Here is a 13,264-nt window from a genome sequence, read left to right on the forward strand (position 1 = left end):
CGACGAAGTTGGACGCATGGCTTTGCATTTTATCAATGCAAAAGGTGATTACGAGGTTTCAGAAAATAAGCAAGAATACGCAAGAAAGCGTGTCTTGGAATTGGTTGAAGAAGAATTATCAAGTAGCGGCATTAAACGTAGCGCAGAAAATGGCAATTTATATGACCGCTTAATGATTCATCTTACCTATTTGATTAATCGATTGCAGACAAATCAACAAGATGAAACGTCGTTAATCAATATGGAGGAATTTGTTAAATCAGATTATCCACAAGCTTACCAAATCGGACAAGCTATTTACGATGTGATTGAAAAAGAATTAGACATAGATTTATCACGCAGTGAACGTGTTTATCTAGTTATACATATTCAACGTTTATTGAAATAAGGAGAGAAAAATGTACAAATTACCAGAAGATTTTATTTTTGGTGGCGCAACAGCAGCTTACCAAGTTGAAGGTTCAACAAAAGAAGGTGGTAAAGGAGCAGTTGCTTGGGATGATTTCCTAGCTGAACAAGGTCGCTTTAGTCCAGACCCTGCAAGTGATTTTTATCACCAATACCCACAAGATATCGAACTTTGTGAAAAATTTGGTGTCAACGGACTTCGGTTATCCATTGCTTGGAGCCGTATCTTCCCAAATGGTACTGGTGAGGTCAACCAAGAAGGAGTTGATTATTACCACAAAGTGTTTGCGGAATGTCAAAAACGCAACATCATTGCCTTTGTCACGCTTCATCACTTTGACACGCCAAAAGTTTTGTTTGACAATGGTGATTTCTTAAACCGTGACACGATTGAAGCTTTTGTTAATTATGCCAAATTCTGTTTTGAAGAATTTACAGAAGTACGTCACTGGAGTACTTTTAATGAAATCTATCCAGTCGCAACTAACCAATATCTACTTGGAATTTTCCCACCAGGTATCAAATATGACCTTTCAAAAGTTATCCAATGTCTTCATAATATGATGTACGCACATGCGCGTGTGGTTAATTTGTTTAAAGATGGCGGCTACCAAGGTGAAATTGGTGTGGTTCACTCTCTTGAAACAAAATACCCTGCAACAGATAGTGAAGAAGATAAACATGCCGCTTTCCTAGATGATGCTCTTTCAATTCGTTTCTTACTTGATGCAACTTATCTAGGTTATTATTCAAACGAAACAATGGAAGCGCTTAACGAAATTTGCGCAGCGAATAATGCTAGCTATGAATTCCTTGACAGCGACTTTGAAGAAATGAAAAAAGCTAGTCACCGCAACGATTATCTTGGTATTAACCATTATCAATGTCACTTTGTCAAAGCCTACAATGGTGAAAATGCTATTCATCACAACGGTACAGGCGATAAAGGAACATCTGTTTATAAAGTGAAAGGTATCGGCGAACGTATTTACAAAGAAGGCATTCCACGAACTGATTGGGACTGGCTCATTTACCCAGAAGGCTTGTATGATTTGCTTCTTCGCATCAAAGTAGATTACCCACACTATAACAAGATTTACATCACAGAAAATGGTATGGGCTATAAAGATGAATTTGACGATGGTATCGTTATGGACACGGCTCGTATTGATTATTTGAAAGTTTACCTTCAATCTCTTGCTAAGGCAATTGATGCTGGGGTTAATGTTAAGGGATATTTCCTATGGTCATTGATGGATTGTTTCTCATGGTCAAATGGATATAATAAGCGCTATGGTTTGTTCTATGTAGATTTTGAAACACAAAAACGTTATCCAAAAGCATCAGCTTACTGGTACAAACACATCAGTGATACAAAAATTGTAGAATAGGGGATTTTGAATATGGATAAAAAAGAATTACAAATGTTGGGATTTGAAATTGTAGCTTACTCAGGTGATGCTAGAAGTACACTGTTACAATTGCTCAAGGAAGTTCGTTCTGGCAACTTTGATAATGTTGACAAAGCCATTAAAGATGCTGATGAAAACTTAGCAAAAGCACACAATGCTCAAACAGCCTTGCTAGCACAAGAAGCAGGTGGTGAAGATTTGGAACTTGGTTTTATCTTTGTTCACGGTCAAGATCACTTGATGACAACCTTGTTGCTACGTGACCTTATTACGGATTTTATTGAATTATATAAAAATCGCTAATTTTTGAAAAAAGAAAGGAAGTGAACCAAGGCTTGGCAAATGCTTAATCTCCTCTCGTTTGCTAAGCTCAGGTTCTTGGGGAGTTTTATCATGAACAAACTCATTCAACAAATTGAAAAGGGTAAACCTTTTTTTGAAAAAATTTCTCGTAACATTTATCTAGGTGCCATTCGTGATGGTTTCCTAGCAGCAATGCCAGCTATTCTCTTTTCTAGTATTTTCATCTTGATTGCATCCATTCCGGATGTTCTTGGAATCAAATTACCAGAAGATTTCTCAAGTTGGCTTTGGAAAATTTACAACTATTCAATGGGTGTAGTTGCCCTTCTTGTTTCAGCGACAACAGCACGTTGCTTGGCAGAATCTGTTAACCGTAAAATGCCAGGTAATAAGAAAATCAATGCGGTTTCTGTCATGCTTGCCTCAATTGTCAGTTTCTTGATGTTGAGTGCTGATGAGCTTGAAGGCGGTCTTGCTAGTGGTTACATGGGGACAAAAGGTATCCTCGCAGCTTTTGTAGCAGCCTTTATCACTGTTAATGTTTACAAATTCTGTGTTATTCGTGACATCACTATCAAGATGCCAAAAGAAGTGCCAGGAACGATTTCTCAAACATTCCGTGATATCTTCCCATTCTCATTTGCTGTATTTGCAGCTGTTATTATTGATACAATTATTCGTCATTTCTTTGGTACATCATTTGCTGAAGCTGTTATCACTTTGTTGCAACCATTGTTTACAGCAGCAGATGGTTACCTTGGAATTGCTATTATCTGGGGTGCTATGGCGCTCTTCTGGTTCGTTGGTGTGCATGGTCCGTCAATCGTAGAGCCAGCTATCGCAGCTATTATCTATGCTAATGTTGAAACGAACCTTCAATTATTCAAAGCTGGTGAACATGCTTCAAACGTTTTGACTGTTGGTCTTGGTAACTTTGTTGGTACTATGGGTGGTACTGGTGCAACACTTGTTGTTCCTTACCTCTTCTTGCTATTTGCTAAGTCAAAACAATTGAAAGCTGTTGGTAAAGCTTCATTTATCCCAGTCAGCTTCGCCGTTAACGAACCTTTGCTTTTTGCAACACCAATTATTCTTAACCCTTATTTCTTTGTTCCATTCCTTTTGGCACCAATTGCTAACGTTTGGATTTTCAAATTCTTTGTTGATGTGCTTCAGATGAATAGCTTCATGTACGTTCTTCCTTGGGCAACACCAGCGCCAATCGGACTTATTCTTGGTACAGGCGTTAGCCTTCTAGCTGTTGTTCTTGTCCTTGTTTTAATCGTTGTTGATGCGATTATCTACTTCCCATTCATTAAAGCTTATGACGCATCACTTCTTGAAGAAGAAGCTGAAATTGCTGCGCAAGAAACTACTGCTGAAAGTGCAACTCCAGTAAAAGCTGCAGCTGAAAAAATTGTTGAGGAAAAACCAGCTGTTAAAGTCACAACTGATAAACCAATCAACGTTTTGGTCCTTTGTGCTGGTGCTGGTACAAGTGCTATGCTTGCCAATGCACTTACTGAGGGTGCTGCTGCCACAGGTGCAAACATCACAGCGTCAGCTGGTGCTTACGGTTCACATTATGAGATTATGAAAAACTTCGACATGATTGTACTTGCTCCACAAGTTAACTCATTCTACGAAGATATTAAGAAAGATACTGATGCACTTGGTATCAAGTTAGCAGCTACAAAAGGTGCTGAATATATTAAATTAACACGTGACCCAGAAGGTGCCGTAGCCTTCGTAATGTCTTACTTTGCCTAACCTATTTTAGAAAAGCTAGGGAGAAAGATTATGAAAATACTAAAAAAGATTTTTTTGACGACTGTTGTCCTTATTGGTCTTGCTGCGCTTGGAAATACCGTGACTAAAGCAGATGAGTTCATCAACGGAGCTGATATTTCGATTCTTGATGAAATGGAACAAAGCGGAGCGATTTACAAGAGTAATGGTACTCAAAAAGACCCGCTGACCATTCTGAAAGAAAATGGTGTTAACTACGTTCGTTTGCGACTCTGGGTTGACCCCTATGATGCAAATGGCAATGCTTACGGCGCAGGAACCAATGACTTAAACAGAACACTCAAATTAGCCAAACGTGCTAAAGATAAAGGTTTAAAAGTCTTACTCGATTTTCATTACAGTGATTTCTGGGTTGACCCTGGAAAACAAAATCTTCCCAAAGCTTGGCAGAATCAATCCTTTGAACAATTAAATTCAACAGTGTATTCTTACACGGCTGATGTCCTTAATCAGATGAAATCACAAGGCATTTACCCTGATATGGTGCAAATCGGAAACGAATTAAACAGCGGTATGCTTTGGCCTTACGGGAAAAGCTGGGGTGGTGATGGTCAAGAATTCACTCGCCTAGCAACTTTCCTAAAATCTGGTGTTCAAGCTGTGAAAGATACACAGGCAAGTAATACACCGATCATGATCCATTTAGCAGACGGTGGTGACAAAGCAGCTTTCCAATGGTGGCTTGATGAAATTACCAATCAATCCGTTGATTTTGATATTGTCGGCATTTCCTATTACCCATATTGGCATGGCACATTAGCAGAACTCTCTGAAAATATGGATAATATCAGCGAACGTTATAACAAAAAAGTTGTTGTGGTTGAAACAGCTTATGCAAATACCCTTGATAATGCTGACCAGAAAACAAATGCCTTTACGGCAACAGAAGAGACTGCTGGTGGTTACAAAGCTAGCCAAGATGGTCAGTATGAATTTTTGACAGACTTGGTTGATAAGATTAAAGATGTCAAAAATAACAATGGACTTGGTTTCTTCTATTGGGAACCACTCTGGTATAACGGTAATGTCTCATGGGCCACACAAGCAGGAATGTCATATCTTGGCGTTTCAGATGTGACAGGTAACGAATGGGAAAATCAAGCTGTCTTCGATTTCCAAGGAAATGCTTTACGTGGCATCAAAGCCTTTAATTACTCTAATCTAACAAATCTCCTTCAAAACAATAGCTTTGAATGGGACGGTTATACCGAAAGTCCATCATCTTGGAATGTTTGGAAAAATGGCCAAATTTCTGGAATCAAGACAGAAATTTACGATAATACGCGTTATAAACTCAGCTTCTGGTCAGATAAGGCTTATGAAAGTTCTATCTATCAAACAGTAGGAAATCTCAGCTCAGGTACTTACAAATTAAGCATCGATGCTATGGGTGATACAAGTCTTGAAAATGCAGAACTTTATATTAAAAACTACGGTGGCAGTGAACAAAAAATCTCTCTCAAAGATTCAAATACTTGGAAAACTTACACCATTGATAATATTAAAATCACAAGCGGACAGTGTGAAGTTGGCGTTTACGTCAAATCATCAGCCAACAAATGGCTAAACATTGATAACGTTCGACTTGTTAAAGTTGATTAAGAAAACTCCCCCAAGAATTTAGTTCTTGGGGGAGTTTTTTGTTTTATTTTTTCAGCGCTTTTCGGTAATTGCTTGGGCTTTGGCTGAAATGTTTTTTGAAAGCCTTGCTGAAGGCGAGAGCGTCTGGAAAGCCTACAGCATTTGCAATTTCTGAGATGTGAAAAGTCGTGCTGGTAAGCAAATCAGCACTTTTTTCCATGCGGATTTGGATAAGGTAATCCTTGAGAGAATAACCTGTTTCTTCTTTGAAAATCTTGTACAAGTAGGAGCGATTTAGATTGAGCTTTTTGGCAATATCACTGATTTTTAATGGATTTCCATATTGTGTATGAATGATTTTTTTAGCTTGCTTGATGTAATTTTGAATCAAAATACTGCTATCAGACATTGCTTTGCTTGGGAATTCTTCTATTAAAAATGCTAGCAATTTGTAAAGTTCAGCAATCAGCTGAAGCTCTGTAATGTCATCAAGTTTTTGATCGCGAAATTGAGTTAATTTGACGATTTGATCAAGAACCTTGGATTTAAGTGTTGAATGGCAGAAGTATTGCTCTAGTAGCTGAGTTTTACTTAAAATACTTTCGGCCTTTGAGCCGCTAAATCCGACCCAGAGGTATGTCCAAGGATATTTTTTATCGGCTTGATAAAAGGTCACTTTTCCTTTGGGAAGGATAAACATATCACCAACACCAAGTTCAATGGTTTTACCATCAATAGTAAATTTTCCTTTACCATCAACAATAAAATGCAGAACAAAATTATCACGAATAGTTGGACCAAAAGAGTAGTTTTTATCACAAATCTCAGCACCATAATGGTCGACGTTCAGGTCAAAATTATTCGTGTCAAATTCGTTGTAGGTATTTAGAACATTCAAAGTATCAACTCCTTTATAAACAACATTTTACCATATTTGCCCAACATGATACCATTCAAGAGGTAAATAAATGATGGTAAAATTTTAGTAAAAATAGAGGAGGAAAACTTGTGGGAATTACAATCAAAGGAAATCTTTTCTATATTCAAAGTAAAGAGATGTCAATGATTATTGAGAACCGAGAAGGAGATTTACTTCTTCGTCATATTGGGGGTAAAATCGTTAACTATCACGGTTCAAATGCGATATTTGAGAAAGATCATGCTTTTTCAGGCAATCCGACTCCTGATAATCGTACGTTTAGCTATGATACCCAACGTCAAATCTTTGGTGTGCATGGCTTTGGTGATTTTCGTTGCCCATCATTTAAAATTCAACATGATAACAATGAATTAACACAATTTAAGTTAAAAGATAGTCATATTTTACATGGAGTTGTTGAGACAACAGGATTACCTAGTCCTCATTCAATGGAAGATGCCGAAACATTAGAGCTTGTCTTGGAAGATGGATTTGCTAGGTTGCGTCTGACGCTTTATTACACAGCTTATGCAAACCGTGCAACTATTTCAACCTTTGCTAAGATTAGTAATCTATCTGATAAAGCTGTTGTCATCAACCGTGCTTTATCGACAATGCTTGATGTACCTGCTGGCAATTATGATGTGGTGACTTTGCAAGGAGCATATGCGCGTGAGAAGACTGTTCGCCGTCAAAAAGTTGAACAAGGTATCTTTAGCATTGCTTCAAATCGCGGAGCTTCTGGTCATGCTCAGACTCCAGCTGTGATTTTGTGTGATAGGATAGCGACGGAGGATGCTGGCAGTGCCCTTGCTTTGCAGCTACTTTATAGTGGTAATTTCCAAGCTTTTGTTCAAAAAAATCAATTGAACGAGGTTCGTTTGGGACTTGGTATCAATGATGATAACTTTGCTTGGCAATTAGCAGCAGGTGATAGTTTTGAAACGCCAGTGGCTTTGATGACTTATTCAGCAAAAGGCTTGACACATTTGAGTCAAGAAAGTCAATTGTTCATTCAAGATCACATCATGCCAAAACAATTTGCACATGCTGAACGTCCAATTCTCATTAACAACTGGGAAGCGACCTATTTTGATTTTAAAAAAGAAAAATTGCTTGATTTAGCTGATGAAGCAAGCAAACTTGGTATCGAGCTTTTTGTTCTTGATGACGGTTGGTTTGGTAATCGATTTGATGATAATCGTGCGCTTGGTGACTGGGTTGTTAACGAAGAAAAACTAGGTGGACCTTTGAATGACTTGATTGCTGAAGTGCATGCCAAAGGTTTGAAATTTGGTTTGTGGTTTGAACCAGAAATGATTTCTGTTGATAGTGACCTTTATCGTGCGCATCCAGATTGGGCTATTCAAGTTGAAGGTCGTGGTCATACTTATTCTCGTAATCAATTGGTGCTCAACCTTGCAAATCCTGATGTCGTAGCCTACATCAAGGCAGCTATTGATAAGATTTTGACAGAAAATGCTATTGATTATGTTAAATGGGATTATAACCGTAACATCACAAATATCGGAAATGGCGACTCAGCTCTTGCCACTAAGATGCAATCCCATGCATATATGTTAGGTTTGTATGATTTGGTATCCTATTTGACTGGAAAACATAGCAATATTCTCTTTGAATCATGCTCAGGTGGCGGTGGTCGAAACGACCTTGGAATGATGCGCTACTTCCCACAAGTTTGGGCTAGTGATAATACAGATGCCATTTCTCGTTTGCAAATTCAATATGGTTCAAGCTATCTGTACCCAACTATCTCTATGGGTTCCCATGTTTCAGCAAGCCCAAATCACCAAATGGGACGCACAACACCGATTGAAACTCGCGGTAATGTTGCCATGATGGGAAATCTTGGCTATGAACTTGATTTGACAAGCTTGCCAGAAAGTGACAAAGAAGTGATTGCTGCTCAGGTTGCACACTACAAAGACATTCGTCCAGTTATCCAATTTGGAAAGCAGTATCGCCTCATCAATCCAGAACAAGGTTCAAATGAAGCAGCGGTAGAATTTGTTCATGAAGATAAGGTTGTCGTGACTTACGTTCGTACCCTCTCAACAATTGAAACGATTGAAACGACGCTCAAACTGAAAGGTTTAGAGGAAGCAGATACCTATCGCTTACAAGAAACAGGACAAGTTTTCTCTGGGGATGAACTCATGTATGCAGGTTTGACCGTAACTCTCCCACAAGGTGATTATCTCAGCAAACAATACTATTTTGTGAAACAATAAGGAGGTTTTCAATGAAATGGCGTAAACAATTGATAGCTGCTGGCATAGTAGCTTTAGCTATCACTGCTGGTTTAATATTGACGGCGTGTTCAAAAGAGGATGACACATCGGCTGATGGCAAGGTAACTATTGAATATTTCAATCAAAAGACAGAAATGGTGGATACGTTAAAAGAAATCATTAAGGATTTTGAAGCAGAAAATCCTAACATTCACGTTAAAATGACAAGTGTTCCAAGTGCTGGAACAGTTCTAAAAACACGTATGCTTGCAGGTGACGCCCCAGATGTCATTAACATTTATCCTCAGAATGTAGATTTTAAAGAGTGGGCAAAAGCTGGTTATTTTGAAGATATGACAGGTAAGTCTTATCTTGAGAACATCAAAAATAACTATGCAGAAAACTATGCAGTAAATGGAAAAATTTATAGCGTGCCTTTATCAGCCAATGTTTCAGGAATTTACTTTAATAAGACAAAATTTGACGAATTAGGACTCAAAGTTCCAGAAACTTGGGATGAATTTGAAACTTTGGTAAAACAAATCAAGGCTGACGGTGAAACACCATTTGCGCTTGCTGGTAGTGAAGGTTGGACTTTAAATGGTTATCATCAACTGGCTTACATTAGCGTGACTGGTAGTGGTGATAAGGCAAATGATTATCTTCGTTTTTCTTCCGTTAATTCTATCTCAACTTCTGATAATGAAGTTAAGGAAGTTCTGACTCGTTTGGATTTACTTGCTGATAAGGGAAATCAACAAAGTAACTGGGAAGGTGCTTCTTACAACGATTCTGTTGTGGCATTTGCGACTGAAGAAGCCTTGATGTTACCAGGTGGTTCATGGGTATTAGCAGCGATTAAACAACAAGATCCTGATTTTGAAATTTCAACATTTGCCTTTCCTGGTGAAAAAACTGGTCAAGAAGTTACAGTTGGAGCGGGAGATTTGGCGCTATCAATTTCATCATCAACAAAGCACAAAAAAGAATGTGAAACATTTATTTCCTATATGGCGTCAGCTGAGGCTATGCAAAAATATTATGATGTTGATGGTTCACCAGTGTCTGTAGAGGGTGTGGTTGAAGATGACAATTCTCCACTTGCTCCGCTTTATCAGCTAGCATTTACAGATAAACACTATGTTTGGCTTGGTGAAAATTGGACAAGTGAAGAAGATTTCTTTAGTTTGACAGCTAACTATCTTTTGAATCAAGATGCTGATCAATATGTTAGTGAGTTAAATGCATTCTTCAATCCAATGAAAGCTGATGTAGATAAATAGGAGGAGAATAGAATGCGAAAATTTTTAAATAAGTATTGGGGCTGGGTGTTCTTGATTGTTCCCTTGATTTTACAAGCAATTTTCTTCTATTTCCCAATGATTCAAGGTGCTTTTTACAGTTTTACAAACTGGACTGGATTGACTTACAATTTTGATTTTGTTGGTGTCAACAATTATAAAATTTTGCTAACAGATACTAAATTCTTTAAGGCTCTTGGTTTTACTTTGATTTTGACCATTGCGTTAATTGTGGGAGAAATTGTCATTGGTATCTGGGTGGCGCGAGCTTTGAATGCTAAAATCAAAGGACAAACGTTCTTTAGAGCATGGTTTTTCTTCCCAGCTGTTTTGTCAGGTTTGACAGTGTCTTTGATTTTTAAACAAGTCTTTAACTATGGCTTGCCTGCTATTGGTGAGACTTTAAACATTGAATTCTTGAAAACAAGTCTTCTAGGGACATCTGGCGGCGCCATTTTTGCAGCAATTTTTGTCATGCTATGGCAAGGTGTCGCAATGCCAATTATTCTTTTCCTCTCAGGGCTTCAAACTATCCCAAGTGAAATCACAGAAGCAGCAGCAATTGATGGTGCAAATAGCAAACAAACGTTCTGGAATATTGAACTGCCATATTTGTTGCCAAGTATTTCAATGGTCTTTATCATGGCGCTTAAAGCTGGTTTGACAGCTTTTGACCAGATCTTTGCTTTGACTGGTGGTGGACCAAGCAATTCAACAACTTCAATTGGGCTTTTGGTTTACAATTACGCCTTTTCAAGTAACCAATATGGTTATGCTAACGCCATTGCCTTGATTCTCTTTGCTATTATTGTTTTGGTATCAGTGTTGCAATTGAAATTATCAAGTCGTTTCGAAGTATAAATGGAGTGAAATATGAAAAAAGAAGAACGTTATCATACTTTTTGGAAATATGTGCTCTTAGTTGTGGGATCAATTTTGATTTTGATTCCATTGCTAGCAACAGTCTTTAGTTCATTTAAGACGACTAAAGATATCATGCAACATTTCTTTGCCTTTCCAAATCCTGTCACCTTGAGTAACTACACACGCTTGTTGGCTGACGGTGTTGGACATTATTTCTGGAATTCAACGATTATTACAGTTGTTTCGGTGATTTTGGTAACCCTATTTATTCCTGCGGCAGCCTATTCCATTGCGCGTAACATGAGCAAAAAACGCGCTTTTAACATCATGTATAGCTTGCTAATTTTGGGAATTTTCGTGCCATTTCAAGTTATCATGATTCCAATCACGGTTATGATGAGCCGACTTGGTTTGACAAATATTTGGGGCTTGATTATCTTGTATCTGACTTATGCTGTACCGCAAACTTTATTTTTGTATGTTGGTTACATTAAGCTAAGTGTTCCTGAAAGTTTGGATGAAGCTGCTGAAATTGACGGAGCTGATAAATTTACCACATACCGCAAAGTTGTCTTTCCAATGTTAAAACCAATGCATGCCACAACTTTGATTATCAATGCTCTTTGGTTCTGGAATGACTTTATGCTCCCCCTCTTAATGTTGAATAAATCTTCAGAGTCATGGTCATTGCCGCTTTTCCAATACAACTACACAGGACAATACCTCAGCGATTACGGACCAAGCTTTGCATCATACGTCGTCGGTATCATTACCATCACAATCGTTTACCTCATTTTCCAAAAACATATCATTTCAGGAATGAGCAACGGCGCAGTGAAGTAAGGATGCAGAGCCCGTAGCCTGAGTTTAACTTTTGCTGGGTGCTAAAATAAAAAAGGGTAAAGGAGTAACTATGACAATACAAAATAAAACAATGTTAATCACTTACTCGGATAGTCTGGGTAAAAATTTAAAAGAACTTAAACAAAATCTTGATAAGTATTTCGGGGAGGCAGTTGGTGGTATCCATCTATTGCCATTCTTCCCATCAACTGGTGACCGTGGTTTTGCACCTGTCGATTATGATGAGGTTGATGCTGTATTTGGTGATTGGGATGATGTGAAAGCTTTGGGTGAGAAATATTACCTCATGTTTGATTTCATGATAAATCATATTTCTCGTCAATCAAAATATTACAAAGATTATCAAGAAAAACACGAAGCTAGTGCTTACAAGGATATGTTTCTTAACTGGGATAAATTTTGGCCAGAAAATCGTCCGACACAAGCTGATGTGGACTTGATTTACAAGCGTAAAGACCGCGCACCAAAACAAGAAATTCACTTTGCGGACGGTTCGGTTGAGCATCTCTGGAACACATTTGGTGAGGAACAGATTGACCTTGATGTAACAAAAGACGTGACGATGGATTTCATTCGAAAAACCATCGCGCATTTGGCTGAAAATGGTTGCGACCTTATTCGATTAGATGCTTTTGCTTATGCAGTTAAGAAATTGGATACCAATGATTTCTTTGTGGAGCCAGACATTTGGGAATTACTTGATAAAGTGCGTAGCATTGCTGCGGAATCTGGTACAGAGTTACTTCCAGAAATTCATGAGCATTATTCGATTCAGTTTAAAATTGCTGAACATGACTACTACGTTTACGATTTTGCTCTTCCAATGGTGACACTTTATAGTTTATACAGCGGAAAAGTTGAACGCTTGGCAAAATGGTTGAAAATGTCTCCAATGAAACAATTTACAACACTGGATACGCACGATGGGATTGGTGTGGTTGATGTCAAAGATATTTTGAGTGATGAAGAAATTGATTATACTTCAGATGAGCTCTATAAAGTTGGTGCTAATGTGAAACGTAAATATTCATCAGCAGAGTACAACAATCTTGATATTTATCAAATCAATTCGACCTACTATTCTGCACTTGGTGATGATGAGAAGAAGTATTTCTTAGCACGCCTGATTCAGGCTTTCGCACCAGGTATTCCACAGGTCTATTATGTCGGATTTTTAGCAGGTAAAAATGATCTAGAGTTGTTAGAAAAAACAAAAGAAGGACGCAATATCAATCGTCATTATTATACGAGTGAAGAAATTGCTGAAGAGGTTAAGCGTCCGGTAGTTCAAGCCTTGCTTAAGCTCTTTACCTTCCGAAATCAATCAGCAGCTTTTGACCTCAAAGGCAGTATAGATGTTGAAGTATTAGATGAAAATACTCTTGTAATTACTCGATGTAATCAAGATAGTAGTGTCGTTGCAGAAGCTACAATTAACCTAAAAGACTTAACTTATACAGTTAAAGAAAACGGACAAGAGATTACATTTCTATAGTTTAATAGAAGCGGGACGATGTCTTAGCTTCTGTTATTTTTAATAACGCAAACGCT

The 13,264-nt window shown here is 38.0% G+C and carries 11 protein-coding genes; 10 read left to right on the forward strand and 1 reads right to left on the reverse strand.

All coding sequences use genetic code 11. The annotated features are described in order from the left end of the window. The 5 genes from B4D49_RS00795 to B4D49_RS00815 form a co-directional block, all read left to right on the forward strand. Window positions 1-388: PRD domain-containing protein (locus tag B4D49_RS00795; RefSeq protein ID WP_286782890.1), on the forward strand; the 388-nt coding region annotated here is incomplete at its 5' end. Between the two features lie 10 nt (window positions 389-398). Next, a complete protein-coding gene (lacG, locus tag B4D49_RS00800) occupies window positions 399-1,799 on the forward strand; it encodes a 6-phospho-beta-galactosidase (protein WP_286782891.1) in 1,401 nt (466 codons plus the stop codon). 12 nt (window positions 1,800-1,811) lie between these two features. Then, window positions 1,812-2,123, forward strand: coding sequence for a PTS lactose/cellobiose transporter subunit IIA (locus tag B4D49_RS00805; protein ID WP_021141568.1), 312 nt, complete (start codon window positions 1,812-1,814; stop codon window positions 2,121-2,123). 90 nt (window positions 2,124-2,213) lie between these two features. Then, window positions 2,214-3,893 carry a PTS lactose transporter subunit IIBC gene (locus tag B4D49_RS00810; RefSeq protein WP_286782892.1) on the forward strand — a complete coding sequence of 560 codons (1,680 nt, stop codon included), beginning with the start codon at window positions 2,214-2,216 and terminating at the stop codon, window positions 3,891-3,893. A 30-nt stretch (window positions 3,894-3,923) separates the two neighbouring features. After that, window positions 3,924-5,534, forward strand: a complete 1,611-nt coding sequence (locus B4D49_RS00815) for a glycoside hydrolase family 53 protein (protein ID WP_286782893.1) — start codon at window positions 3,924-3,926, stop codon at window positions 5,532-5,534. A 43-nt stretch (window positions 5,535-5,577) separates the two neighbouring features. Here the strand turns inward: B4D49_RS00815 and B4D49_RS00820 are convergent, their stop codons facing one another. Then, window positions 5,578-6,411 (reverse strand): AraC family transcriptional regulator, encoded by an 834-nt coding sequence (locus B4D49_RS00820; RefSeq protein WP_286782894.1) that lies wholly within the window; start codon window positions 6,409-6,411, stop codon window positions 5,578-5,580. A 110-nt stretch (window positions 6,412-6,521) separates the two neighbouring features. On the opposite strand from B4D49_RS00820, the gene B4D49_RS00825 reads away from it, so the two are divergent. The 5 genes from B4D49_RS00825 to gtfA all read left to right on the forward strand — a co-directional run bounded on the left by B4D49_RS00825 (window position 6,522) and on the right by gtfA (window position 13,208). After that, window positions 6,522-8,684 carry an alpha-galactosidase gene (locus tag B4D49_RS00825; RefSeq protein WP_286782895.1) on the forward strand — a complete coding sequence of 721 codons (2,163 nt, stop codon included), beginning with the start codon at window positions 6,522-6,524 and terminating at the stop codon, window positions 8,682-8,684. 11 nt (window positions 8,685-8,695) lie between these two features. Further along, window positions 8,696-9,967: an extracellular solute-binding protein gene (locus tag B4D49_RS00830; protein ID WP_286782896.1), complete on the forward strand. Its 1,272-nt coding sequence runs from the start codon at window positions 8,696-8,698 to the stop codon at window positions 9,965-9,967. Window positions 9,968-9,979: 12 nt separating this feature from the next. Further along, window positions 9,980-10,846 carry a carbohydrate ABC transporter permease gene (locus tag B4D49_RS00835; RefSeq protein WP_286782897.1) on the forward strand — a complete coding sequence of 289 codons (867 nt, stop codon included), beginning with the start codon at window positions 9,980-9,982 and terminating at the stop codon, window positions 10,844-10,846. A 12-nt stretch (window positions 10,847-10,858) separates the two neighbouring features. Further along, a complete protein-coding gene (locus tag B4D49_RS00840) occupies window positions 10,859-11,692 on the forward strand; it encodes a carbohydrate ABC transporter permease (RefSeq protein WP_286782898.1) in 834 nt (277 codons plus the stop codon). A 70-nt stretch (window positions 11,693-11,762) separates the two neighbouring features. After that, entirely contained in the window at window positions 11,763-13,208 is a 1,446-nt protein-coding gene (gene gtfA, locus B4D49_RS00845) for a sucrose phosphorylase (protein ID WP_286782899.1), read from the forward strand. The last annotated feature ends 56 nt before the right edge of the window (window positions 13,209-13,264 follow it).

Origin of the sequence: Streptococcus sp. UBA4344 (genome assembly GCF_002393675.1) — a bacterium.
GTDB lineage: Bacteria > Bacillota > Bacilli > Lactobacillales > Streptococcaceae > Streptococcus > Streptococcus vicugnae.

Bases quoted from the DNA above. Each gene is read 5' to 3' on its own strand.
- lacG (WP_286782891.1), top strand. From the start codon at position 399: ATGTACAAATTACCAGAAGATTTTATTTTTGGTGGCGCAACAGCAGCT.
- B4D49_RS00805 (WP_021141568.1), top strand. From the start codon at position 1,812: ATGGATAAAAAAGAATTACAAATGTTGGGATTTGAAATTGTAGCTTAC.
- B4D49_RS00810 (WP_286782892.1), top strand. From the start codon at position 2,214: ATGAACAAACTCATTCAACAAATTGAAAAGGGTAAACCTTTTTTTGAA.
- B4D49_RS00815 (WP_286782893.1), top strand. From the start codon at position 3,924: ATGAAAATACTAAAAAAGATTTTTTTGACGACTGTTGTCCTTATTGGT.
- B4D49_RS00830 (WP_286782896.1), top strand. From the start codon at position 8,696: ATGAAATGGCGTAAACAATTGATAGCTGCTGGCATAGTAGCTTTAGCT.
- B4D49_RS00835 (WP_286782897.1), top strand. From the start codon at position 9,980: ATGCGAAAATTTTTAAATAAGTATTGGGGCTGGGTGTTCTTGATTGTT.
- B4D49_RS00840 (WP_286782898.1), top strand. From the start codon at position 10,859: ATGAAAAAAGAAGAACGTTATCATACTTTTTGGAAATATGTGCTCTTA.
- gtfA (WP_286782899.1), top strand. From the start codon at position 11,763: ATGACAATACAAAATAAAACAATGTTAATCACTTACTCGGATAGTCTG.